This is a genomic window from Pseudomonas sp. 9_2_1 (assembly GCF_059295275.1).
In genome coordinates this window covers 5,591,953-5,614,964 of sequence record NZ_CM181239.1, presented here as the reverse complement: position 1 = coordinate 5,614,964, position 23,012 = coordinate 5,591,953, and the positions used below count along the sequence as shown (strand labels likewise).

Sequence of the window (23,012 nt, the reverse complement as noted above, 5' to 3'; positions counted from 1 at the left end):
GTAGGATGGCGCGAAGCGGTATTTGAGGTAATGAGGGTTTCCATGTCAGACGCGTTCAATTCAGTGCCCAAGGGCTTCGAGATCATCGAGCGGGCCAATTGCTTCCAGGGCTTCTACAAGCTCGACAGGCTGCGCCTGCGCCATGAGCTTTTTGCCGGGGGCATGGGCCGCGAGATCAGCCGCGAACTGTTCGTGCGCCATGACGCGGTGTGCGTGCTGCCTTATGACCCGCAGCGCGATGAAGTGGTGCTGATCGAGCAGTTCCGTGTCGGTGCCCTGGGCAAGGTCGACAACCCCTGGTTGATCGAGATGGTCGCCGGCCTGATCGACAAGGACGAGCAACCCGAAGACGTCGCCCACCGCGAAGCCGACGAAGAAGCCGGCCTGACCTTCAGTGCCCTGTGGCCGATGACCCGCTATTTCCCCTCGCCCGGCGGCAGTGACGAATACGTCCATCTGTTCCTTGGCCGCTGCAGCAGCGAGGGTGCCGGTGGCCTGCATGGCCTGGAAGAAGAGGGCGAAGACATCCGTGTGCGCGTGTGGTCGTTCGAGGATGCCCTGCAGGCGGTGCGCGATGGGCGCATCTGCAACGCGGCAACCATCATCGGCCTGCAATGGCTGGCGCTGAACCGTGACGAAGTACGAGGTATGTGGAAGTGAACCTGCTGCGCGAGCGCTATCGAGTCGACCTGGTCGGGCTGCAGGCAGCCTGCGAGGCCAACTACGCCCGGCTGATGCGCCTGTTGCCCGACATGCGCACCACCCAGAGCTCGCGCCGCATCGGCATGACCCAGGGCGACCAGATGCTCGGCGTGCTGGTGCTCGACGTGGTGCTGGCCTGCCCGTACACCACCACCTTGCACGTGCGCCAGGAGCACAGCCTGCCGTGGTTGCCGGTACCGCATCTGGAAGTGCAGGTTTACCACGATGCACGCATGGCCGAAGTGATCAGCGCCCAACATGCCCGGCGCCTGCGCAGCATCTACCCCTATCCCAATGCAGGCATGCACCAGCCGGATGAAAAGGCCCAGCTCAACCTGTTCCTCGGTGAATGGCTGAGCCACTGCCTGGCCTGCGGGCACGAACTGGCAAGTGTTCGCTGAATTGTGACGTGGGTGGCTTGCGGGTGTTTGCTCGCAAGCATTCCACGGCCATAATTGCTGCTGAATCCGTTCGAGGAGACGGCCGTTGCCGCAGCAAGACCAATCGCGCCCCGTGCATGTGGTGCAACTGACCGATGCCCACCTGTTCGCCGACCCGGCTGGCAGCATGCTGGGCCTCAATACCCGTGACAGCCTGCGCCATGTGGTCGCCCAGGTGCGCCGCGAGCAACCGCTTGTCGACCTGCTGTTGTGCACTGGCGATCTGTCGCAGGATGCCAGCGTGGCGTCTTATGAAGCATTTCGCGAGCTGACCGCGCCGTTTGGCGTGCCCACCCGTTGGCTGCCGGGCAACCATGACGAGGCCCAGGTCATGGCGCAGGTGGCGCCGGAGTTGGTCCAGGCTGTGACCGATATTGGCGGGTGGCGCATCATCATGCTCAACACGGCGGTGCACGGGGCGCCGCACGGTTTTCTCCAAGAGGATCAGCTGGCGACGCTGGAGTCGGCCCTCAAGGGGGCGGGCGAGCGGCATTGCCTGGTGTGTTTCCATCATCAGCCTGTGGATATCGGCTGTGCCTGGATTGCACCGATCGGCTTGCGCAATGCCCAGGCAATGTTCGCTGTCGTCGAGCGTTATCCGCAGGTGCGGGCGTTGCTGTGGGGGCATGTGCATCAGCCGTGGGATGAAGTGCGAAACGGCCGGCGTCTGCTGGCCACGCCTTCGACCTGCATCCAGTTCGCGGCGCGCAGCGAGGAATTTCAGGTGAGCGAGGAGCAGCCTGGGTATCGCTGGTTGCGCCTGCATGCCGACGGGCGGCTGGACACCGGGGTGGAACGGGCGCTGGATTTTGCGGTGAAGCTGGACTTCGACAGCCCGGGGTATTGAAGAATGGGGCTGCTGCGCAGCCCATCGCCGGCAAGCCAGCTCCCACATCTGCCGCGCCGGCCTCAGACCCTGTGCTGCCTGCCTGAGGCCAACGCGGTAGGTGTGGGAGCTGGCTTGCCGGCGATGGGGCGCGCAGCGGCCCCGGCTTTCTGGAAGAAATTGTTGCGAAACCCGTGACACTGCGTCAAAACCCGGCGAACGCGATACACTGCGCGTCCCTGCGCCGGCATCACCAGGCGCGAAGCCACAGACTCCGGGGGCAGCATGTCGGGTTCCATCCTCTATATCCATGGCTTCAACAGCTCGCCGCTTTCGACCAAGGCGCGCCAGCTCGAGGCTGTGATGCAGCAGCTGGGCTTGTCGGCCCAACTGCGCCTGCCGGCGTTGCACCATCACCCGCGGCAGGCCATTGCCCAGCTGGAAGCGGCGATCGCCGAGCTGGGCGCGCCATTACTGGTGGGCAGTTCGCTCGGCGGCTACTATGCCACTCATCTGGCAGAGCGCTTTGGCCTCAAGGCCCTGCTGGTCAACCCGGCGGTAACGCCGCACAAGCATTTCGACGGCTACCTGGGTACCCAGCGCAATCACTACAGCGGTGAAACCTGGGAGCTGACCCACGATCACGTGCAGGCCCTGGCCGAGCTGGAAGTACCAGCCCCGGCGGACGCCAGCCGCTATCAAGTGTGGCTGCAGACCGCCGATGAAACCCTGGACTACCGCCATGCCGCGCACTATTACCGTGCCTGTGCCCTGCGCATCCAGGCCGGGGGCGATCACAGCTTCCAGGGCTTTGCCGAGCGCCTGCCGGCACTGCTGGCCTTCGCCGGCATCGCCCGCGGGCAGTATGCGGCGCTCGATTTTTCTGTATTTTGACTTCCCTGCATTCACCAGACTGACGACGAGACCCTATGGCCAATCCCAGCGCTAGCGCCTATAACGCAGACGCCATCGAAGTCCTCTCGGGCCTTGACCCGGTGCGCAAACGGCCGGGCATGTACACCGACACCAGCCGCCCCAACCACCTGGCCCAGGAAGTCATCGACAACAGTGTCGACGAAGCCCTGGCCGGCCATGCCCGTTCGGTGCAGGTTATCCTGCATGCCGACCACTCGCTGGAAGTCAGCGACGATGGCCGCGGCATGCCGGTGGACATCCACCCGGAAGAGGGCGTGTCGGGGGTCGAGCTGATCCTCACCAAGCTGCACGCCGGCGGCAAGTTCTCCAACAAGAACTACCAGTTCTCCGGTGGCCTGCACGGCGTTGGCATCTCGGTGGTCAACGCCCTGTCGACCCAGGTGCGCGTGCGCGTCAAGCGTGACGGCAACGAATACCAGATGACCTTCGCCGATGGCTTCAAGGCCAGCGAGCTGGAGGTGGTCGGCTCGGTCGGCAAGCGCAATACCGGCACCAGCGTGTACTTCAGCCCCGACCCCAAGTACTTCGATTCGCCCAAGTTTTCCATCAGCCGGCTCAAGCACGTGCTCAAGGCCAAGGCCGTGCTGTGCCCGGGCCTGCTGGTCAGCTTCGAGGACAAGGCCAGCGGCGAGAAGGTCGAGTGGCATTACGAGGACGGCCTGCGCTCCTACCTGGTCGACTCGGTAAACGAATTCCAGCGCCTGCCTGAAGAGCCGTTCTGCGGCAGCCTGGCCGGCAACAAGGAGGCCGTGGACTGGGCGCTGCTGTGGCTCCCCGAAGGCGGCGACAGCGTTCAGGAAAGCTACGTCAACCTGATCCCCACCGCCCAGGGCGGGACCCACGTCAACGGCCTGCGCCAAGGCCTGCTGGATGCCATGCGCGAGTTCTGCGAATTCCGCAACCTGTTGCCGCGCGGGGTGAAACTGGCCCCGGAAGACGTCTGGGAACGCATCACCTTCGTGCTGTCGATGAAGATGCAGGACCCGCAGTTCTCCGGGCAGACCAAAGAGCGCCTGTCATCGCGCGAAGCGGCTGCTTTTGTCTCTGGCGTGGTCAAGGATGCCTTCAGCCTGTGGCTCAACGGTCACCCCGAGCTGGGCATGCAGCTGGCAGAACTGGCCATCAGCAACGCCGGTCGCCGCCTCAAGGCCAGCAAGAAGGTCGAACGCAAGCGCATTACCCAGGGCCCGGCACTGCCCGGCAAGCTGGCCGATTGCGCGGGCCAGGACCCGATGCGGGCCGAGCTGTTCCTGGTCGAGGGTGACTCGGCCGGTGGCTCTGCCAAACAGGCGCGGGACAAGGAGTTCCAGGCGATCCTGCCGCTGCGCGGCAAAATCCTCAACACCTGGGAAGTGGACGGAGGCGAAGTCCTGGCCAGCCAGGAAGTGCACAACATTGCTGTAGCCATTGGCGTCGACCCCGGTGCAACCGACCTTGCGCAATTGCGTTACGGCAAGGTCTGCATCCTCGCCGACGCCGACTCCGACGGCCTGCACATCGCCACGCTGCTGTGCGCCCTGTTCGTCCAGCACTTCCGCGCGCTGGTCGAGGCCGGGCACGTCTATGTGGCCATGCCGCCGCTGTACCGCATCGACCTGGGCAAGGAAATCTACTACGCCCTCGACGAAGCCGAGCGTGACGGCATCCTCGACCGCCTGGTGGCCGAGAAGAAACGCGGCAAGCCACAAGTCACCCGCTTCAAGGGCCTGGGCGAGATGAACCCGCCGCAGCTGCGCGAAACCACCATGGACCCGAACACCCGGCGCCTGGTGCAGCTGACCCTGGATGACGTTGAGGCCACCTGCGAGCTGATGGACAAGCTGCTGGCCAAGAAGCGCGCCGGTGACCGCAAGAGCTGGCTGGAAACCAAGGGCAACCTGGCCGAGGTCATGGTTTGATTCGTCTGTGCCTGGCTGCGTGTCTGGCGCTGGTTGCCCTGCCGAGCCTGGCGGGCAACTGGCCCGAGCTGAAGCTCAGTGCCGAACACCCGATCGACGGCATGCGCGGTGGTAACCTGTCCGGCCTGGTGCAGTGTCGTGGCGGGCTGTGGGGTGTGTCCGACCGTGACGACGACCGCATCTACCGCTTCGACCAGCAGAACCCGACCTGGCGCGCGCAACCGCTCACCTTCACCCCCCCGCAGGTGCCGGAAAGCGGCCTGCCATGGGGCCTGAAGTCGCGCAACTGGGCGGCGTCGTACATTCGTGGCGGCGAGCTGGACTTCGAAGGCATCACCTGTGACCAGGCCGGCAACCTGTACCTGGTCAGCGAAGCGCACGCCGCAGTGCTGCAACTGCCGCTGGACGGCCAGCCGGACTGGTTGAAGATCGACCCGGCCATGGTGCGCCAGGCCCGGGCCAGCGGCATGCTGCTGAACTTCAATGCCTTGTTCGAAGGGCTGGCGATCAACCCGGCAGGCGACCGCCTGTGGCTGGCGGCCGAGCGCGAGCGCCGCGGCCTTGTGGCGATCGAGCGCCAGCAATCGGTGTGGACCTGCGGGCGTACCTGTGTCCTGCTGAGTGAGGCCGGGGTCGAGATGCAACCGCCGCAGATGCCCGATGCCCGGGCACTGTCTCGCGACTTTGCCGACCTGGCCTGGTTCGAGGGCAAGCTTTTTACCCTGGAACGCAACGCTTACCGGGTTTGCCGGCGTGATGCCGACAGTGGCAAGGTCGAGCGCTGCTGGTCGTTCGCCGCCGAAGCGCTGCAACCCATGCGCTGCTACGATCAGCCATTCGGCCTGGCCGAGGCACTGGTGATCGACGCCAAGGGCGCCTGGGTCGGGCTGGACAACAACAACGGTGACCGCGCCGATGGCGAAAGCCGTCCGATCGTCTGGCGCTTCGACGCGCCGGACGGCGGCTGGAGCGCCAAGCCATGAGCCAGGCGCCGGGCAAGCGTGCGGGCAGGGTGCTGATGATCCTCGCCTGGGGGGCGGCGTTGTTCCTAGCCACGCGCTTTTTTGGCCAGTGGGAAGACAGCCAGCGCAACCCTAATGCCCAGGTGCAGTCCGAGCATGGCGAAGGCTTCATCGAGGTACGCCTGTTGGGCAACGGCCAGGGCCACTTCGTGGTGGATGGCGCGATCAACGGCCAGGTGGTGCACTTCATGCTCGATACCGGTGCCACCGACGTGGCGATCCCCGAGGCCTTGGCCCGTGACCTGAACCTGCAGCGCGGCAGCCCGGTGCTGCTCAGTACCGCCAACGGTCGCACCGAAGGCTACCGCACGCGCCTGGCGAGCCTGCAGCTGGGTGAGATCCGCCTGCGGGACGTACGCGCCATCGTGGTGCCGGGCCTGGACGGGCCTACCGTATTGCTGGGCATGAGTGCCCTGAAACAACTTGAATTTACCCAACGTGGCGGCACCATGCTGCTGCGCCAGAACCTGAAATGACGAGGCCCGCATGAGCGACTCACTGGAACTCAGCCTGGACGGCGTAGAACGCCGCTCGCTGGCTGACTTCACCGAACAGGCCTACCTCAACTATTCCATGTACGTGATCATGGACCGCGCCTTGCCGCACATCGGTGACGGCCTGAAGCCGGTGCAGCGCCGCATCGTCTACGCCATGAGCGAGTTGGGGCTCGATGCCGATGCCAAGCACAAGAAATCGGCGCGTACCGTCGGTGACGTGCTCGGCAAGTTCCACCCTCACGGCGATTCGGCCTGCTACGAAGCCATGGTGTTGATGGCCCAGCCTTTCAGCTACCGTTACACCCTGGTCGACGGCCAGGGCAACTGGGGTGCGCCGGACGATCCTAAGTCGTTCGCCGCCATGCGTTATACCGAGGCGCGGCTGTCGCGCTACGCCGAAGTGCTGCTCAATGAAGTCGGTCAGGGCACCGTCGACTGGGTGCCGAACTTCGACGGCACCTTGCAGGAGCCCGCTGTTCTGCCAGCGCGGCTGCCCAACATCCTGCTCAACGGCACTACCGGTATCGCCGTGGGCATGGCCACCGACGTACCGCCGCACAACCTGCGTGAAGTGGCCAGCGCCTGCGTGCGCCTGCTCGACGAGCCCAAGGCCACCATCGAGCAGCTGTGCGAGCACATTCAGGGGCCGGATTACCCGACCGAGGCCGAGATCATCACGCCGCGGGCAGAAATCCAGAAGATGTACGAAAGCGGCCGCGGCTCGATCCGCATGCGCGCCGTATACCGTGTCGAGGATGGCGACATCGTTGTCACCGCGCTGCCACACCAGGTCTCCGGGGCCAAGGTGCTGGAGCAGATCGCCGCGCAGATGCAGGCCAAGAAGCTGCCGATGGTTGCCGACCTGCGTGACGAGTCGGACCACGAGAACCCGTGCCGCATCGTCATCATCCCGCGCTCGAACCGCGTGGATGCCGCCGAACTGATGCAGCACCTGTTTGCCACCACCGACCTGGAGAGCAGCTACCGGGTCAACGTCAATATCATCGGCCTCGACGGCCGGCCGCAGTTGAAGAACTTGCGGATGATCCTGGTGGAATGGCTGGAGTTCCGCACCAATACCGTTCGTCGCCGCCTGCAGCACCGTCTGGACAAGGTCGAGAAGCGTTTGCACCTGTTGGATGGTTTGCTCACCGCGTTCCTCAACCTGGACGAAGTGATCCACATCATCCGTACCGAGGAGCACCCCAAGCAGGCCCTTATCGCCCGTTTCGAGCTGACCGAGATTCAGGCCGAATACATTCTCGAGACCCGTCTGCGTCAGCTGGCGCGCCTCGAAGAGATGAAAATCCGTGGCGAGCAGGACGAGCTGCTTAAGGAGCAAGCCAGGCTGCAGGCCCTGCTGGGCAGCGAGGCAAAACTGCGCAAGCTGGTGCGCAGCGAGCTGATCAAGGATGCCGAAACCTATGGCGACGATCGTCGTTCGCCAATCGTCGAACGCGCCGAAGCCAAGGCCCTGTCGGAAAACGAGCTGATGCCCACCGAGCCCGTCACCGTGGTGCTTTCGGAGAAGGGCTGGGTGCGTTGCGCCAAGGGCCATGACATTGACGCCACCGGCCTTTCCTACAAGGCAGGCGACGGCTTCAAGGCCGCAGCAGCCGGGCGCTCCAACCAGTTTGCCGTGCTTATCGACTCCACCGGTCGCAGCTACTCGCTGGCGGCGCACAGCCTGCCGTCGGCGCGTGGCCAGGGCGAGCCCCTGACCGGCCGCCTGACGCCGCCGCCGGGCGCCACCTTCGAATGCGTGCTGCTGCCGGAGGACGACGCGTTGTACGTGGTGGCTTCTGACGCCGGCTATGGCTTTGTGGTCAAGGGCGAAGACCTGCAGGCCAAGAACAAGGCTGGCAAAGGGTTGCTGAGCCTGCCCAACGGGGCCAAGGTGATGACCCCGCGCCCGGTCTCCAACCGCGAGCAGGACTGGCTGGCAGCAGTGACCACCGAAGGCCGCCTGCTGGTATTCAAGGTCAGCGACCTGCCCCAGCTGGGTAAAGGCAAGGGCAACAAGATCATTGGCGTGCCGGGCGACCGGGTGGCCAGCCGAGAAGAGTTCGTCACCGATCTAACCGTGATTGCAGAAGGGGCGACCCTTGTATTGCAAGCCGGTAAGCGTACCCTGTCTCTGAAAGCGGACGACCTGGAGCATTACAAGGGCGAGCGCGGACGGCGAGGCAGCAAGCTGCCACGCGGGTTCCAGCGCGTCGATGGGTTGCAGGTGGAAGTGCCGGCGTAACCGGCAGAAATGTCTGGAACGGCAATTTCAGCGCCGTTCCGGGCAGAAATGCTGGAGTCGGACGGCTATTTCGCGGATGATATGGCCCTCGTGGTGCCGGGGTGGCCGTGTGCCCGTTTGAATTTTTATGTATCACTGCGGTGTGCCAGATGGCAACCGCCTGGATGGGATGATGAAATTTCTGCGCCTTCCATTTGCGCTGTTGATGACTGGCCTGCTGGGCCTTGGCGGGTGCACCATGCATCAGCCGGTTGCCCTGTACCAGCTCGACAGTGGTGATCCTGGCCAGCCTTCGCAGAGTGCGGGCATGGCCGTGGTGCTCGGCCCGGTATCGGTAGCCGATTACCTGCAACGCGAGACGTTCCTGCAGCGTCAGACCGATGGCAGCCTGAATTCAGCGACCGATGGTCGTTGGGCTGGCAGCCTGTCGTCGGACATCGACCAGCTGTTGGTACGCCAGCTCGCCTGGCGCCTGGACAGCCAGCGCGTGGTGCTGGCACCGGCGACCCCCGGCTTCAGCCCGGATGTGCAGGTGTTGCTGTCGATTACCCGCCTGGACTCGGGCAAGAACCAGCCGGCCATCCTGGATGCCCAGTGGCGCGTGCTCGACCGCCGTGGTCATGTGCGTGACAACCGCATTGTCCACCTCGAGCAGCAGCACGAGGGCAGTGAGGCGTCGCAGGTTCAGGCCCAGGGCCAACTGCTGCAGAAGCTGGCCGAACAGCTGAGTACGGCGGTCAAGCCGCTGGCCAACCAGCCGGCCATCGCCGAAGAACCACCGAAAAAGCCCGCTGCGCGGGTGCAGGTGAAGAAAGAGCCGGAGAAATCCAAGATTCCGATGGCCTCGCCGATCCGCACCGATATGGAAGTCTATCGGTTCTGACTGAGCCACCAGATACAAAAAAGCCCGCGATCATGCGGGCTTTTTTGTATCTGCAATAAACCAGTCTGAAGCTGTGTGCGGTCCCTGTAGGAGCGGCCTTGCGTCGCGAGGGGCGCCTACAGGGGCCAGTGCAGGCCTGTCAGGCCCGGCGCTCGTGCATGCGCGCCAGTTGCCGCTCCAGCATCGACGGGTAGGGCTCCATCAGCCGCTCCACGCAGCAGGCTCCCTCGGGGCTGGCAATTGGTCGAATACGGGCACGCTGGCGAATCAATGTGTCATCGCTGATCTGCCGCTCCACCAGCAACAGGTTGCGGCTGTGCTGCGACAGCGCCAGGGCATCCTGGGCCTTCTCGGCCATCAGCAGGTCGACCAGCTCCAGCCCGTGCAGGTCGTTACCCAGGGCCAGGCCCAACTGCAACTGCAGGGTGATGCCGCTGTCGGCCACCTCGATCTGCAGGGCATGGCCCAGGGCGCGCAACAGCTCGCCGCAGCAGATGGCGTTGGTCAGGTAGTCCTCGCCACACTCGCGGCTGTGGAACAGCACCAGCGTGCTGCCATCGTTGAGGGTGTGGGTTTCACCGTCGTAAAGCGAGGCGGCGTGCTCCAGGCAATCGCGGTAGCGCTCGGTCAGCTCGGTCAGGCGGGTACGTGGCAGGCGGCGCAACTGCTCCTGCGAACCCAGCTGCACGGCCAGCACGGCGCTGTACTGCGGCTCGTCGGATTCGACCACGGTGGCTTTCGGCGCACTGTCGTCGTCCAGCAGGCCGGCGAAGGCTTCGTCATCATCCTCTTCGGCCACGGCGGTTACCTTGGCACGCGGCGCAGCCTTGGGTGCCGGGGCCGGCTCGTCGAGGTCGTCGAAATGCTCATCGTCTTCTTCCTCAGGCTCCGGCTCGGGTGGCGGCGGGGCCAGGCGTGCATGCAGCTGGCGAGCGATGTCGCCGATCTCGTCCTGGCGGTCGGTAGCCGGGGTATAGGGCTGCGGGTCGCGCAGCCATACCCGCAGCTGCAGCAGCGGCAGCGTGATGTGGCGGCCCTGGCGCAGGCTCAGGGTCAGCGCCAGCACCAGCAGGATGGCGGCAAGAATGCCCATGCTCTGCAGGCTGATGAGCATCGGCTGCTGGAACTGGCTCATGTCCAGGCTGATGCGCAGTTGCCCGGCAGCGACGTCCTGGAAGCTGATCTTGGTCTGGTACAGGCCCTCGGCCTCGCCCAGCAGGCTATTGCGGGGGCGCTGGCCGGCCTCGGCGAGGATGCGGTTGTCCACGCTGTAGATCGCCGCATGAGCCACCAGCGGGTTTTTCACCAGGTTGCCCAGCAGCACATTGAGGCTGAGGATATCGTTGGCGACCAGCAGCTCGGTCGCCGAAGTGGCCGTCTGCGTGGTCAGGCTCTGGCCCAGGGCGTCGGCCTGCTCGTGCATGGCCTGCTTGAACTGCAGGCCCATCACGCAGGCATAGATCACCAGCGCCAGTGCCACCAGGAAGATGTTGGTGCAGGCGATGCGCAGTGCCAGCGGCACGCGACGTTGACTCAGGGCGCGATAGATCATCAGGAAGAAGTTGTCTGCTTTGACGGGCGTGGGCCGGTTCACTGAGCTCGGCTCTTAATGGCATGAAGTGTGGGGCAGTATAGCGATCCGGGTTTTGTCGGCAAAGTATCGTTGGCGCCCGATGGTCATGGAAAATCGGTAGAATGCGCATTTTTCATCGAAGTCGGAGCCAGGTTGTGCGCGAAATCGTCCTGATCAACATCACCGGTGAGGACCGTCCCGGTCTCACTGCGGCTATCACCGGCGTCCTGCTGCAGGGTGGTGTGAGCATCCTCGACATCGGCCTGGCGGTCATGCATGGCACTTTGTCGTTCGGCATTCTGGTCGACATCGCCGATAATGAAGTGGCAACCCGCCTGCTGCAAAGCGTGCAGGCCAAGGCCCACGAGCTGAACCTGCAGGCCCGCTACACGCCGATTTCCGAGGCGGACTACCAGCACTGGGCCGACGGCCAGGGCGAGGCACGCCATATTGTCACCCTGCTCAGCCGCAAGATTACCCCCGAGCAGTTGCAGCGGGTGAGTGCGGTCATCAGCCAGTATGGCCTGACCATCGAGCGTATCGAGCGCCTGTCGGCGCGTGTTGCGCTGGATGTGGAGGCCGGCAAGGGCAAGGCTGCCATCGAAATTTCGGTGCGCGGCGTGCCCAGCGATGCCCAGGCCCTGCGTGCCGACTTCTTCGCCCTGGCTGAAGAGCTGAGCGTCGACATCGCCTTCCAGAAGGACGACCTGTTTCGCCGCAATCGCCGCCTGGCGGTGTTCGACATGGATTCGACGCTGATCGAAGCCGAAGTCATCGACGAACTGGCCAAGGCGGCCGGCGTGGGTGAGCAGGTGGCCGCCATCACCGAGCGGGCCATGCGTGGTGAGCTGGACTTCCGCGCCAGCTTCAAGGAGCGCATGGCGCTGCTCAAGGGCCTGGATGTGGGCGTGCTGGACGAGATCGGCGCATCGCTGCGCCTGACCGAGGGTGCCGAAAACCTGTTCGCCGAGCTCAAGCGCCTGGGCTACAAGACCGCAATCCTGTCGGGTGGCTTCACCTACTTCGCCCGCCAGGTGCAGGCACGCCTTGGCATCGACTATGTGTTTGCCAATGAGCTGGAAGTGGTAGATGGCAAGGTGACCGGTGTGGCTGTAGAGCCGATCGTCGACGCCCAGCGCAAGGCGGAGCTGCTGCAGAAACTGGCCAGCGACGAAGGCCTGCAGCTGGAGCAGACCATTGCCGTGGGCGATGGCGCCAACGACCTGCCGATGCTGTCGCTGGCCGGCCTGGGCGTAGCGTTCCGCGCCAAGCCGCTGGTACGCCAGTCGGCCAAGCAGGCGATTTCCACCCTGGGGCTGGATGGCGTGTTGTACCTGCTGGGCCTGCGCGACCGCGACGCACGCGGCTGATCTGGAAATTCAGGGCTGCTTTGCAGCCCTGAAAAAAGGCCCTGCATGTGCAGGGCCTTTTTCATATGGCTTGAATCAAGCCTGCACAGGCACCGCCAGCTGCTGCCCCATGCGTACCGCCGACCCGGCACCCAGACTCTCAGCCCACTTCACCTGCTCTGGCCCGAACAGCACGATGGCGGTCGAACCCAGCTTGAAGCGCCCCAGCTCGGCACCTTTTTCCAAGTGAATCGGCGCACGGCTGCCCTCGTCATAACGGAAGGTCTTCAGCTCACGCTTGGGCGGCGTCACCAGCCCGGCCCACACGGTTTCGATCGAAGCGACGATCATGGCGCCAACCAGTACCACCGCCATCGGCCCGCGTTCGGTATCGAACAGGCAGACCACACGCTCGTTGCGGGCGAACAGCTCGGGGACGTTCTCTGCAGTCGTCTGGTTGACCGAGAACAGCCGGCCCGGCACATAGACCATTTCGCGCAAGGTACCGGCCAGCGGCATGTGCACGCGGTGATAGTCCTTGGGCGACAGGTAGATGGTGGCGAACTCGCCGCCCATGAACGGCGCGGCCATGGCCGGGTCACCACCCAGCAGCTCCTGGGCGCTGAAGCCGTGGCCCTTGGCCTGGAAGATGCGGCCATGCTCGATCGGGCCGAGCTGGCTGACGGCGCCGTCGGCCGGGCAGAGGATGGCGCCCGGGGTCTCGTCCAGCGGGCGGGCGCCGGGTTTCAGGGCGCGGGTGAAGAAGGCATTGAAGTGCTCGTAGGCACTGAGGTCCTCGACCATGGCTTCGGCCATGTTCACCTGGTAGCGCTTGGCGAACCAGGCGGTAAAGGCGTTCTTGAACCAGCGCACGCGGCACTCGGCGATGCAGCCGGCCAGCCGCGACAGCAGATGGTGCGGCAGCAGGTACTGGCTGATGATGAACAAACGGGATTTCATGCAGGTTCCTTAGACTTCTACAGGCGTGTCCGGGTGGTTGCCCCATTCGCTCCACGAGCCGGCATAGGCCTTGACGCGTGGATAGCCGAGGGATTTGGCCACCAGGTAAGTGAAACCGGAGCGGCGGTGGGTCTGGCAGTGGGTGATCACTTCCTTGTCGGGGGTGATGCCCAGTTGCTCGAGAACTTGTTTGATGTCTGGGCGGATGCGCAGGTGGTCGTTGAGGTCCATGCCGGCGGTCCACTCGAAGTTGATTGCGCCGGGGATGTGGCCAGCCTTGGCGGCCAGCACCTTCTCGCCGTTGAATTCCTGCGGTGCGCGGGCGTCCCAGACCACCAGGTCATCGGAGCCCAGGCGGCTTTGCAGGTACTCGCGGGTTGCAGTTGGGGCGCTGTCGATGTGCAGGCGTACCGGGGCGGTGCCACTGGCAGGTACCTCGGTGGACAGCCTGTCTGCCGGCCAGGCCTGGATACCGCCATTGAGGTAGTGGTAGCCCTTGTGGCCGATCACGTCGAGCAGCCAGATGAAGCGCCCGGCCCAGCCGCCGCCCTCATCGTCATAGACCACGTACACGGCATCATCGCGGTGGCCGAGCTCGCTGAACAGTTTTTCCAGATCGCCCAAGGGTGGCAGCAGGCCGGGCGCGGGGGGCTGGCCAAGCTGGGTACGCTTGCCTTCGACAAAGCGAGCGCCGGGGATATGCCCGCTGACATAGCGGTTGGCACTGCTGAGGTCGATCAGGATCAGCTGCGGCGAATCCAGGCGGGGCAGCAGGTCCGTGGCTTCGATCACCAGGGGCAGGCCGGTAAAGTCAGTCATCCACGGTCTCCAGTGTGGAAAGAGGGGCGATTGTAGCGCAAGGCTCAGCCCTTGCGGTTGGCAAACACCGACAAGGCTCGCTCGATGCATTGCGCGGTTTTGCCGAAGGCTTGCACGCTGATATCGGCCAGCGGCCGGCAGCCCTGGTCGGCCACCAGCAGCATCAGCACCTGATCGTTCACCGCCAACGAGCGTAGCAGCACATGCTCGCTGCGGAACAAGGCACGCAGCGGCGCGGGCAGCAGGGCCGAGAACTGGCTGTGGTTTTCCGGGGTGATGCGCAGCTGCCCGGCCTGGGACAGCAGCTTCTGCAGCAGTTTGTTCTGCGACACTTGCAGGGCCAGAGCGCTTGCTTCCTTTGCCAGGCCGGCGATCTGCTGCACGCGCAGGTAGTCGCTGGCCTTGTCCAGGCTCAACAGCATGATGCGCTGCATGCCGCAGGCCAGCAGGGCCTCGCGAGCCTGCGTCGCCAGGTGCACGGTGTTGGTGAACGGGCTGGGCTGGGCCAGCAGGTCCTGGCACAGCGTGCGCCAGCGCGCCAGGTCGTCGCTGCTGGGTGGTGGCGGGGCCAGCATGTCAGGGTGCGGGCGGCGTTGGTGCCATGGCCAGATCAGCGCTTCGGCCGGGTGGAACAGGGCATGGCGGGCGTGGCGACGGGCGCTGGCGGCAGCCTGCTGGTGCATCTGCTGCTGCACGTCTGCCAATGAAGTCTGCAGGTACAGCGCGGTCAGCAGTTGCCAGCGCAGCAGGTGCGGGTTGTCCCAGCCCACCTGCGCTGCCAGGGCCAGATTGTTGGCCAGCAACACAGTGTTGGCCGGCTGGTTGAACCAGCGGCGCAGGCCGGGTTCTGCATCCAGGCGGTGTTGCTGGCTGAGCAAGTCCTCGTCGCGGGCGATGCTCAGTACCTGAGCGAGTTGTTCGCGCTCTTCCAGCAGCAGACGATAACCCTGGGTCACCCACTGTGGCAGCCGCCAGTATTCCGCCATGGTCTGACACAGCGCCATGATGCGCACGCCAAATAGCTCGTCCTCTACCAGAGCGGCGTCCTCACCCTTGTGGATAACCCGCAGTTCCCAGGTGTCGAGCAGCTTGGGGTAGGCCAGCGCCAGCGGCCACAGTGGCGACAGGAACAGCAGGCTGCCCCAGTGAATTTCTTGCCACAGCCGCGCCAGACGGCTGGCGAACAGGCCGCTGGCCTGTTGCGAGGCATGCTGGCTGATCAGCTGAAACTGGCTGAGCACCGGCGGGATATCTTCGACCGGCACCGCAGGCAGGCGCTTGAGCAGCTGTGCACTGCGCTCCAGGCCCAGGCGGTTGAGGGCGACCTCCAGGCTTTCGGCGGGCTCGGCCTGGCTGGCATTGGTGGGGTGATTGGCTTCGCGCATCACCGACAGCACCAGCGCCGGGCTATCCTGCATCAGTTCGGCGATATCGCGCAGCGAGCGGCGGCTATCATTGATGGCGGCCATGACCCGGTCGTAGCTGTGCTTCGGCACGGGGATGCGAACACTCTCCAGCAGCTTTACCCAGGCCTCTAGCGTACGTGGAGCCTGAGCGGGCACCTTGGTTTCAATTGGCATTTTGACATCAGTCCGAACTGGCTTTTCGCTTTGAGTGGCTATAGTCTGGCGCAGTTCTGCCGATAAGTAGAAGAAGAGTTTTAAAGCTCCCGTCTCTCACCCTGACCACGACAGCAAGTGCTTTGAACCTATGGCTAAAATTATCGGCATCATCGTCGTATTCGCGAGCGTGCTCGGCGGGTACGTGCTCTCCCACGGCAAGATCGCAGCGCTGATCCAGCCGTTCGAAGTACTGATCATCGGCGGTGCGGCCTTCGGTGCATTCCTCCAGGCCAACCCCGGCTACATGACAATGCACGTCATCAAGAAGTCGATGAAGATGTTCGGCTCGCGCTTCAGCCACGCCTACTACCTGGAAGTGCTGGGCCTGGTCTACGAGATTCTCAACAAGAGCCGTCGCGAAGGCATGATGGCCATCGAGGCCGACATCGAGGACGCCGCCGCCAGCCCGATCTTCGCCAAGTACCCGACGGTGCTGGCCGACGAGCGCATGACCGCATTCGTCTGCGACTACCTGCGCATCATGTCCACCGGCAACATGGCCCCGCACGAGCTCGAGGGCCTGTTCGACATGGAACTGCTGAGCATGAAGGAAGAGCTCGAGCACCCGTCGCATGCCGTGACCGGCATCGCCGACGGCATGCCGGGTTTCGGTATCGTTGCGGCGGTACTGGGTATCGTGGTGACCATGGCCTCGCTGGGCGATGGTGACCAGGCGGCCATCGGCATGCACGTGGGTGCAGCGCTGGTGGGTACCTTCTTCGGTATTCTGGCTGCCTACGGCTTCTTCGGCCCGCTGGCCAAGTGCCTGGAGCACGACGCCAAGGAAGAGTTGAACCTCTACGAATCGATCAAGGCCTCGCTGGTGGCCTCGGCCTCGGGCATGCCGCCTTCGCTGGCGGTCGAATTCGGGCGCAAGGTGCTATACCCCAAGCACCGCCCAAGCTTCGCCGAGCTGGAACAAGCGGTTCGCGGTCGCTGAGTCATGGAGAACAATCAGCCCATCATCGTCAAGCGTGTCAAGCGCTATGGCGGCGGCCACCATGGTGGCGCCTGGAAAATCGCCTTTGCCGACTTCGCCACGGCGATGATGGCGTTCTTCCTGGTGCTGTGGCTGTTGTCCACGGCCACGCCTGAGCAGAAGATCGCCATTGCCGGCTACTTCCAGGACCCGATCGGTTTCTCCGAGAGCGGCACGCCTTATGTCATCGACCTGGGTGGTTCACCTGAGATGGCGCCGGAGAAAACCATCAATCCGGAAGTGAAGACCGAGCCGACGCAGCAGTCCCCCACTCAGTTGAACAAAGACCAGGTCGAGACCATGGCCGAGCAGGTCGAGCGTGAGCGCCTGGAGCTGCTGCTGCAGGAACTGCAGAACAAGGTGGAAGAGAACCCGCAGCTGCAGAAGTTCAAGGACCAGATCCTGTTCGAGATTACCCAGGACGGCTTGCGCATCCAGATCATGGACGCCGAGAACCGGCCGATGTTCGACATCGGCAGCGCGCGCCTGCAGCCGTACTTCGAAGACATCCTGCTGGCGATGGCCGACACGATCAAGGCAGTGCCGAACAAGATCAGCGTCAGCGGCCACACCGATGCCAAACCGTATGCCGGCGCTGGCGAATTCGGCAACTGGGAGCTGTCGGCCAACCGCGCCAACGCCGCGCGCCGCGCCCTGGTCGCCGGTGGCTATCCGGATGGCCAGGTGGCGCGGGTGGTGGGCTATGCCTCGTCTTCGCTGTTCGACCGCAAGAACCCGTTCAACCCGGTCAATCGCCGCATCGACATCATCGTGCTGACCAAGAAGGCCCAGCGCGACATCGAGGGTGAGCAGGGCGCGCCGGCTGCCGAGCCTGCGGCGCCCGCCAGTGGCGCTGCGCCGGGGGTATCTGCACCGGCTGCGCCAGCTAACCCGGGGCCTGGCGCCGACGCAGAGCAGGCGCCGATGCAGCCGCGTGAGCTGCGTCAGAAACTGAATATCTTCGAAGAGGGCACGTTGAAGATGGATGAAGCCAAGGAGCAGTAAGCCCTTTCGCGCCCTCAGTTAAGCAATTGGGGCCGCTTTGCGGCCCATCGCCGGCAAGCCAGGCTCCCACAAGTACGGCGCATGGCTTGAATTCGCTGCGGTCGGGGTGGGAGCTGGCTTGTCGTGGCGACGAACCGCGGCGATGGGCTGCGCAGCAGCCCCACTAGCCTTAACTGACTGGCATTAGGGCTTGCCCCGCGAAGCGCCGCGCGGGCGGCGCTCGATCTCACGGGCAGCATAAATGCCAAGCCGGTCAGTAGCTGTCTTCCGTCAAGCTGGCGATGATCGAGCGGTAGCTGTTCATGCGCTGCGGCTTGATACGGCCTTCGTCCAGCGCCTTGAGCAGCGCACAGCCCGGTTCGCGATCATGCTTGCAGTCGCGGAAGCGGCAGGTGCCGAACAGGTCGCGAAACTCGATGAAACCGTCTTCCACATCGGTACGGCTGACGTGGCCAAGGCCGAACTCGCGGATGCCCGGCGAGTCGATCAGGTCGCCGCCGTTGGGGAAGTGGTACAGGCGCGCGGTGGTGGTGGTGTGGGTGCCCTGGCCAGACCATTCGGACAGGTCGCCGACGCGGGTGCCGGCATCCGGCAGCAGGCTGTTGACCAGCGACGACTTGCCTACCCCGGACTGCCCGACGAACACGCTGATGTGGCCATCGAGCTGTTGTTGCAGGCGCTGCATGCCGTCGCCGTGGTGTGCCGAGACCTCCAGCAGCGGGTAGCCGAGCTCGCGGTAGACCTCCAGCAGTGCATGCAGGCCGGGGCCGTTCTCGTCGTTGACCAGGTCGGCCTTGTTCAGCAGCAGCAGCGGGCGCAGGCCGGCATGTTCGGCGGCGACCAGGTAGCGGTCGATCAGGTTCGGGTGCGGCTCCGGGGCCGGTGCGAACACGATCACGATCAAGTCGACGTTGGCGGCTACCGGCTTCAACTGGCCGTGGTTGTTCGGGCGGCACAGCTCGGTACTGCGTGGCATCTGCGCCACGATCACGCCGATACCCTGGTTGCCCGCACGCCATACCACACGGTCGCCGGTGACCAGCGCTGGCAGGTTGGCGCGCAAGTGGCAGCGGAATACCTGGCCGGCGGTTTCACCGTCCTGGGCTTCCACCTCGACCTGCACGCCGAAGTGCGCGATCACCAGGCCCAGTTGCTCCGGCCCCAGGTCGCCACCTTCCAGTTCCTGCAGCGCATTCTGCTCGCGTTTGGCGGCGCGCGCGGCGCGCTCGCCCTGGATTTTTTCGATACGCCAGTTCTGGCGGCGATTGAGCTGGCGTTTGGCCATGAAATTTCCGTGGTGGTTCGGTGTAGGGGCAGATTGAAACGGCAGGCAGTTTAGCACGGCAGGCTGAGGACCATTCCGCTTACCTGCATGCGGCGCATGGGCGTGCCCCGGCCACTAGGCTACTATGACGGCCTATACAAGGAGCACCTGCATGCAAAACCCACAGAACCTGATCTGGATCGACCTGGAAATGACCGGGCTGGATCCGGACAGCGACGTCATCATCGAGATGGCCACCATCGTCACCGACAGCGAGCTGAACACCTTGGCCGAGGGCCCGGTGATCGCCATTCACCACAGTGACGAAGTGCTGGCGCGCATGGACGAGTGGAACACCCGCACCCATGGCGGCTCGGGCCTGACCCAGCGTGTGCGCGAGAGCAAGGTCGGCATGGCCGAAGCCGAGGCGCAGACCATCGCCTTCCTTGAGCAGTGGGTGCCGAAAGGCAAGTCGCCGATCTGCGGCAACAGCATCTGCCAGGACCGCCGCTTCCTCTACCGCCATATGCGCGACCTGGAAAACTACTTCCATTACCGCAACCTGGATGTCTCGACCTTGAAGGAGCTGGCCGCGCGCTGGGCGCCGGACGTTCGCGACAGCTTCAAGAAGGGCAACACCCACCTGGCGCTGGATGATATCCGCGAATCGATCGCCGAGCTGCGCCACTATCGCGAGCACTTCATCAAGGTGTGAGCCGAAAGGGCGCAGATATTGTGCCTGCGCCCCCTTTTGGTGCCTTGGGCAACTGGTTAGACTGCGCGCCTTTCCTGCAGGGACCCGCGCCATGTTGTTGATGCTCTACCTCATCGCCATCACCGCCGAAGCCATGACCGGTGCATTGTCTGCCGGACGCCGCGGCATGGACTGGTTTGGCGTGGTACTGATCGCCTGCGTAACGGCCCTGGGTGGCGGTTCGGTGCGTGACGTGCTGCTCGGGCATTACCCGCTGACCTGGGTGAAGCACCCGGAGTACCTGGTGTTGACCAGCCTTGCTGCGCTGCTGACCATTTTCATCGCACCGATGATGCGCCGCCTGCGCTCATTGTTTCTGGTGCTCGACGCCCTGGGCCTGGTGGCCTTTACCCTGATTGGCTGCATGACCGCGCTGGAGATGGGGCAGGGCATGCTGGTGGCGTCGATCAGCGGGGTGATCACCGGGGTGTTTGGCGGCATCCTGCGGGATATCTTCTGCAACGACATTCCGCTGGTGTTCCGTCGTGAGCTTTATGCCAGCGTGTCGTTCGCGGCGGCCTGGTTCTACCTGGGTTGTGTGTATTTCCAGGTGCCGGCGGAGCAGGCGATGCTGCTGACCTTGTTCGGCGGGTTTCTGGTGCGGTTGCTGGCGATACGTTTTCACTGGGAAATGCCCAAGTTTCATTACAACGATCAGCAGTAAGTGCGCTCGTCTTGAGGGTTGCTGCGCCTGTGGGATCGAGCGCCGCGCGGGCGGCGCTCGATGTCTGCAACACCATCAAAATCAACGATTACGCCTAGCGGCCTCCATCCCCTTCAACGCCGTGCCGGGCCAGCGCCCACTCGACGTGCTCGCGCACCAATTCAGACGCATCCTCGCGCCGCGCCTTCAGCGCTTCTATCACCGGAATGGTCGACGGCGCATTGCCCAAGCCCACCGCCAGGTTGCGCAACCAGCGCTCATACCCCGCCCGGCGCAAAGGCCCGCCCTCGGTCTTGCGCAGGAAGGTCCGTTCATCCCACAAGAACATTTCAGCCAGCTCGGCATTCTCCAGCCCGTGCCGGGGCTGGAAGTCCTGCTCCTGGCTATGCCTTGCAAAGCGGTTCCATGGGCAGACGATCTGGCAGTCGTCGCAACCGAACACCCGGTTGCCCATCATCGAGCGCAACTCGACGGGGATTGGCCCCCGCAGCTCGATGGTCAGGTAGGAAATACAACGCCGCGCATCCAGCACATAAGGCCCGACAAACGCCTGGGTCGGGCAGATGTCCAGGCAGGCCTGGCAGCGCCCGCAGTGCTCGCTGGTGGTGGCTTCGTCCACCGGCAGCGGCAGTTCGACGAACAGTTCGGCGAGGAAAAAGTAGCTACCCGCTTTGCGGTTGAGCAGCAAGGTGTTCTTGCCGATCCAGCCCAGCCCGGCCTGTTCGGCCAAGGCCTTTTCCAGCACCGGTGCGCTGTCGACGAACGCGCGGTAGCCGAACGGGCCGATCGCCTCCTGAATGCGGTCGGCCAGAAACTGCACGCGCTTGCGCACCAGCTTGTGGTAATCGCGGCCCAGGGCGTAGCGCGACACGTAGGCTTTCTCCGGCTGCGCCAGGCGCTGTGCCATCTGCGTGTCGCCGGGCAGGTAGTCCATGCGCAGCGATACCACGCGTACCGTGCCAGGGATCAGCTGGTCGGGGTGCGAGCGCTTGCTGCCGTGGGCGCCCAGGTATTCCATTTCGCCCTGGTAGCCGGCGTCGAGCCAGCGCTGCAGGTGGTGTTCATGTTCGCCAAGGTCGACCCCGGCGATGCCGACGTGGGCAAAACCGAGTTCCTGGCCCCAAATCTTGATGGATTGGGCCAGTTGGGCGAGGTCAGGCGTAGAAGCGGACATGGATGGGCAAGGCAATACGGGCTCAGGTGCGTATAATTCTGCCAGACATTGGAGCCTTTGACCCCATGCCGCAGACCAAACACCCAAGCCTGACCCAACAAATGCTCAGCAGCGTGACCGTCGCGCACCTGCCGGCACGGCATGCGCACGCCCATAAAGGCGACTTTGGCCATGTGCTGGTGGTTGGTGGCGACCTCGGTACCGGTGGCGCTGTACTGCTCAGCGCTGAAGCCGCATTGCGCTGTGGCGCCGGGCTGGTCAGCGTGGCAACCCGGCCGGAGCACGTCGCGGCCAGCCTGACGCGCCTGCCCGAGGTCATGTGTCTGGGCGTCAGTTCGGCCAACCAGGTGATGGGTGTGCTGGAGCGCGCCTCGGTGCTGGTGGTCGGCCCAGGCCTGGGCCAGGCCGCATGGGGCCGTAGCCTGCTGTCGGCAGTGGCCAATGCCGAGCGGCCGCAGGTATGGGATGCCGACGCCCTGAACCTGCTGGCGCGCACCCCGCTGGCCTTGCCCAGCGGCAGCGTCCTCACCCCCCACCCAGGGGAGGCAGCCCGCCTGCTAGGGATTTCCACCGAGGCGGTGCAGGCGGACCGCCCGGGTGCTGCGCGCAAGCTGGCGCGTCGTTACAACAGCGTCTGCGTGCTTAAAGGCGCTGGCACCCTGGTGGCGGATCCCACCGGCAAGCTGGCGCTGTGCGAGCGCGGTCACCCGGCGATGGCGGGCGCGGGGCTAGGCGATGTGCTGACCGGTGTACTGGCGGCGTTGTTGGCCCAGGGGCTTGGCGCCTGGGAGGCGGCCGGCCTGGCGGTATGGCTGCACGCCTGTGCCGGCGAGCGTCTGGGTGTGAATGGTAGAGGCCTGGCGGCCAGCGATCTGGCGCCGGTCATTCGTGAGTTGTTGGAGGAGCATTCTGCGTGTCTGGTTTAACCCTGTTTCTGGCCGATGAAGCGGCCATGGTCGCCTTCGGCGGCAAAATGGCCGAAGTGACCGGCGGTCGCGGCGTGATTTTTCTGGAAGGTGACCTGGGTGCGGGTAAAACCACCCTGTCGCGTGGCCTGATTCGTGGGCTGGGCCATACTGGTGCAGTGAAAAGCCCTACCTTCACCGTGGTCGAACCCTACGAAATCGGCGAGGTCCGAGCCTTTCACTTCGACCTGTATCGCCTGGTCGATCCTGAGGAGCTGGAGTACATGGGTATTCGTGACTATTTCGACGGCGACCCGCTTTGCCTGTTCGAGTGGCCAGAAAAGGGTACGGGCGTTTTGCCAAAGCCTGACCTGACCATTACCATAAGCCCCCAAGCGGGCGGACGCTCGCTGATCCTTTCGCCGCAGGGGGCTCGCGGCGAGGCCTGGTGCGTCGCACTGGCCGAACACTATAAACAGTAAGTGGGGTAGG

At 64.4% G+C, this 23,012-nt stretch carries 22 protein-coding genes; 16 read left to right on the top strand and 6 right to left on the bottom strand.

Annotation, left to right across the window (positions count from 1 at the left end; translation table 11 throughout):
* The first annotated feature begins 42 nt into the window (after positions 1–42).
* The 9 genes from AC5O5I_RS25530 to AC5O5I_RS25490 all read left to right on the top strand — a co-directional run bounded on the left by AC5O5I_RS25530 (position 43) and on the right by AC5O5I_RS25490 (position 9,452).
* Positions 43–660 carry an NUDIX domain-containing protein gene (locus AC5O5I_RS25530; RefSeq protein ID WP_172220883.1) on the top strand — a complete coding sequence of 206 codons (618 nt, stop codon included), beginning with the start codon at positions 43–45 and terminating at the stop codon, positions 658–660.
* Complete coding sequence (locus AC5O5I_RS25525) at positions 651–1,103, top strand: DUF1249 domain-containing protein (RefSeq protein WP_172220887.1); 453 nt, start codon at positions 651–653, stop codon at positions 1,101–1,103. Before AC5O5I_RS25530 ends, AC5O5I_RS25525 begins: the two co-directional genes overlap by 10 nt.
* Positions 1,104–1,188: 85 nt before the next feature.
* Positions 1,189–1,989, top strand: coding sequence for a 3',5'-cyclic-AMP phosphodiesterase (gene cpdA, locus AC5O5I_RS25520; protein WP_172286608.1), 801 nt, complete (start codon positions 1,189–1,191; stop codon positions 1,987–1,989).
* A gap of 264 nt (positions 1,990–2,253) precedes the next feature.
* Positions 2,254–2,862: a YqiA/YcfP family alpha/beta fold hydrolase gene (locus AC5O5I_RS25515; RefSeq protein ID WP_172286609.1), complete on the top strand. Its 609-nt coding sequence runs from the start codon at positions 2,254–2,256 to the stop codon at positions 2,860–2,862.
* Between the two features lie 35 nt (positions 2,863–2,897).
* Positions 2,898–4,802, top strand: a complete 1,905-nt coding sequence (gene parE / locus AC5O5I_RS25510) for a DNA topoisomerase IV subunit B (protein WP_172220896.1) — start codon at positions 2,898–2,900, stop codon at positions 4,800–4,802.
* Positions 4,799–5,785 (top strand): esterase-like activity of phytase family protein, encoded by a 987-nt coding sequence (locus AC5O5I_RS25505; RefSeq protein ID WP_494511759.1) that lies wholly within the window; start codon positions 4,799–4,801, stop codon positions 5,783–5,785. Before parE ends, AC5O5I_RS25505 begins: the two co-directional genes overlap by 4 nt.
* Positions 5,782–6,300, top strand: coding sequence for a retropepsin-like aspartic protease family protein (locus AC5O5I_RS25500; protein WP_172286611.1), 519 nt, complete (start codon positions 5,782–5,784; stop codon positions 6,298–6,300). The genes AC5O5I_RS25505 and AC5O5I_RS25500 overlap by 4 nt, the downstream gene beginning before the upstream one ends.
* A gap of 10 nt (positions 6,301–6,310) precedes the next feature.
* Positions 6,311–8,569: a DNA topoisomerase IV subunit A gene (gene parC, locus AC5O5I_RS25495; RefSeq protein WP_494511758.1), complete on the top strand. Its 2,259-nt coding sequence runs from the start codon at positions 6,311–6,313 to the stop codon at positions 8,567–8,569.
* A 172-nt stretch (positions 8,570–8,741) separates the two neighbouring features.
* Positions 8,742–9,452 (top strand): PqiC family protein, encoded by a 711-nt coding sequence (locus tag AC5O5I_RS25490; protein ID WP_494511757.1) that lies wholly within the window; start codon positions 8,742–8,744, stop codon positions 9,450–9,452.
* 139 nt (positions 9,453–9,591) lie between these two features.
* On the opposite strand, the gene AC5O5I_RS25485 is transcribed toward AC5O5I_RS25490, so the two are convergent.
* Entirely contained in the window at positions 9,592–11,046 is a 1,455-nt protein-coding gene (locus AC5O5I_RS25485; RefSeq protein WP_172220911.1) for an AhpA/YtjB family protein, read from the bottom strand.
* A 134-nt stretch (positions 11,047–11,180) separates the two neighbouring features.
* Between AC5O5I_RS25485 and serB the strand changes: the two genes are divergently transcribed.
* Positions 11,181–12,395, top strand: a complete 1,215-nt coding sequence (serB, locus tag AC5O5I_RS25480; protein ID WP_494511756.1) for a phosphoserine phosphatase SerB — start codon at positions 11,181–11,183, stop codon at positions 12,393–12,395.
* A 75-nt stretch (positions 12,396–12,470) separates the two neighbouring features.
* On the opposite strand, the gene asd is transcribed toward serB, so the two are convergent.
* Genes asd through AC5O5I_RS25465 form a run of 3 tightly spaced genes read right to left on the bottom strand, consistent with a single transcriptional unit; the run spans position 12,471 to position 15,733 of the window.
* Entirely contained in the window at positions 12,471–13,334 is an 864-nt protein-coding gene (asd, locus tag AC5O5I_RS25475) for an archaetidylserine decarboxylase (protein WP_256676307.1), read from the bottom strand.
* 9 nt (positions 13,335–13,343) lie between these two features.
* On the bottom strand, positions 13,344–14,153 hold the full coding sequence (locus AC5O5I_RS25470; RefSeq protein WP_494511755.1) for a rhodanese-like domain-containing protein: 810 nt from the start codon (positions 14,151–14,153) through the stop codon (positions 13,344–13,346).
* Positions 14,154–14,197: 44 nt separating this feature from the next.
* Positions 14,198–15,733, bottom strand: a complete 1,536-nt coding sequence (locus AC5O5I_RS25465) for an HDOD domain-containing protein (RefSeq protein ID WP_172231174.1) — start codon at positions 15,731–15,733, stop codon at positions 14,198–14,200.
* A 130-nt stretch (positions 15,734–15,863) separates the two neighbouring features.
* On the opposite strand from AC5O5I_RS25465, the gene motA reads away from it, so the two are divergent.
* Positions 15,864–16,715: a flagellar motor stator protein MotA gene (motA, locus tag AC5O5I_RS25460; RefSeq protein WP_172286237.1), complete on the top strand. Its 852-nt coding sequence runs from the start codon at positions 15,864–15,866 to the stop codon at positions 16,713–16,715.
* Between the two features lie 3 nt (positions 16,716–16,718).
* Positions 16,719–17,759: a flagellar motor protein MotB gene (motB, locus tag AC5O5I_RS25455; protein ID WP_172230462.1), complete on the top strand. Its 1,041-nt coding sequence runs from the start codon at positions 16,719–16,721 to the stop codon at positions 17,757–17,759.
* A 253-nt stretch (positions 17,760–18,012) separates the two neighbouring features.
* Here motB and rsgA read toward each other — a convergent pair whose 3' ends face one another.
* Positions 18,013–19,044, bottom strand: a complete 1,032-nt coding sequence (rsgA, locus tag AC5O5I_RS25450) for a small ribosomal subunit biogenesis GTPase RsgA (RefSeq protein ID WP_172230465.1) — start codon at positions 19,042–19,044, stop codon at positions 18,013–18,015.
* A gap of 151 nt (positions 19,045–19,195) precedes the next feature.
* On the opposite strand from rsgA, the gene orn reads away from it, so the two are divergent.
* Both orn and AC5O5I_RS25440 read left to right on the top strand, forming a co-directional pair.
* Complete coding sequence (gene orn, locus AC5O5I_RS25445; protein ID WP_172230468.1) at positions 19,196–19,738, top strand: oligoribonuclease; 543 nt, start codon at positions 19,196–19,198, stop codon at positions 19,736–19,738.
* Positions 19,739–19,829: 91 nt separating this feature from the next.
* Positions 19,830–20,441: a trimeric intracellular cation channel family protein gene (locus AC5O5I_RS25440; RefSeq protein WP_172230471.1), complete on the top strand. Its 612-nt coding sequence runs from the start codon at positions 19,830–19,832 to the stop codon at positions 20,439–20,441.
* Positions 20,442–20,535: 94 nt separating this feature from the next.
* On the opposite strand, the gene queG is transcribed toward AC5O5I_RS25440, so the two are convergent.
* Positions 20,536–21,615: a tRNA epoxyqueuosine(34) reductase QueG gene (gene queG, locus AC5O5I_RS25435; RefSeq protein ID WP_172286241.1), complete on the bottom strand. Its 1,080-nt coding sequence runs from the start codon at positions 21,613–21,615 to the stop codon at positions 20,536–20,538.
* Between the two features lie 65 nt (positions 21,616–21,680).
* Here queG and AC5O5I_RS25430 point away from each other — a divergent pair, with 65 nt between their 5' ends.
* Together AC5O5I_RS25430 and tsaE are read left to right on the top strand one after the other, a co-directional pair.
* The gene (locus AC5O5I_RS25430; RefSeq protein WP_172286242.1) at positions 21,681–22,541 is read left to right on the top strand and encodes an NAD(P)H-hydrate dehydratase; all 861 of its coding nucleotides are present in this window, start codon (positions 21,681–21,683) and stop codon (positions 22,539–22,541) included.
* Positions 22,529–23,002 (top strand): tRNA (adenosine(37)-N6)-threonylcarbamoyltransferase complex ATPase subunit type 1 TsaE, encoded by a 474-nt coding sequence (gene tsaE, locus AC5O5I_RS25425; RefSeq protein WP_172232309.1) that lies wholly within the window; start codon positions 22,529–22,531, stop codon positions 23,000–23,002. Before AC5O5I_RS25430 ends, tsaE begins: the two co-directional genes overlap by 13 nt.
* Positions 23,003–23,012: the final 10 nt, after the last annotated feature.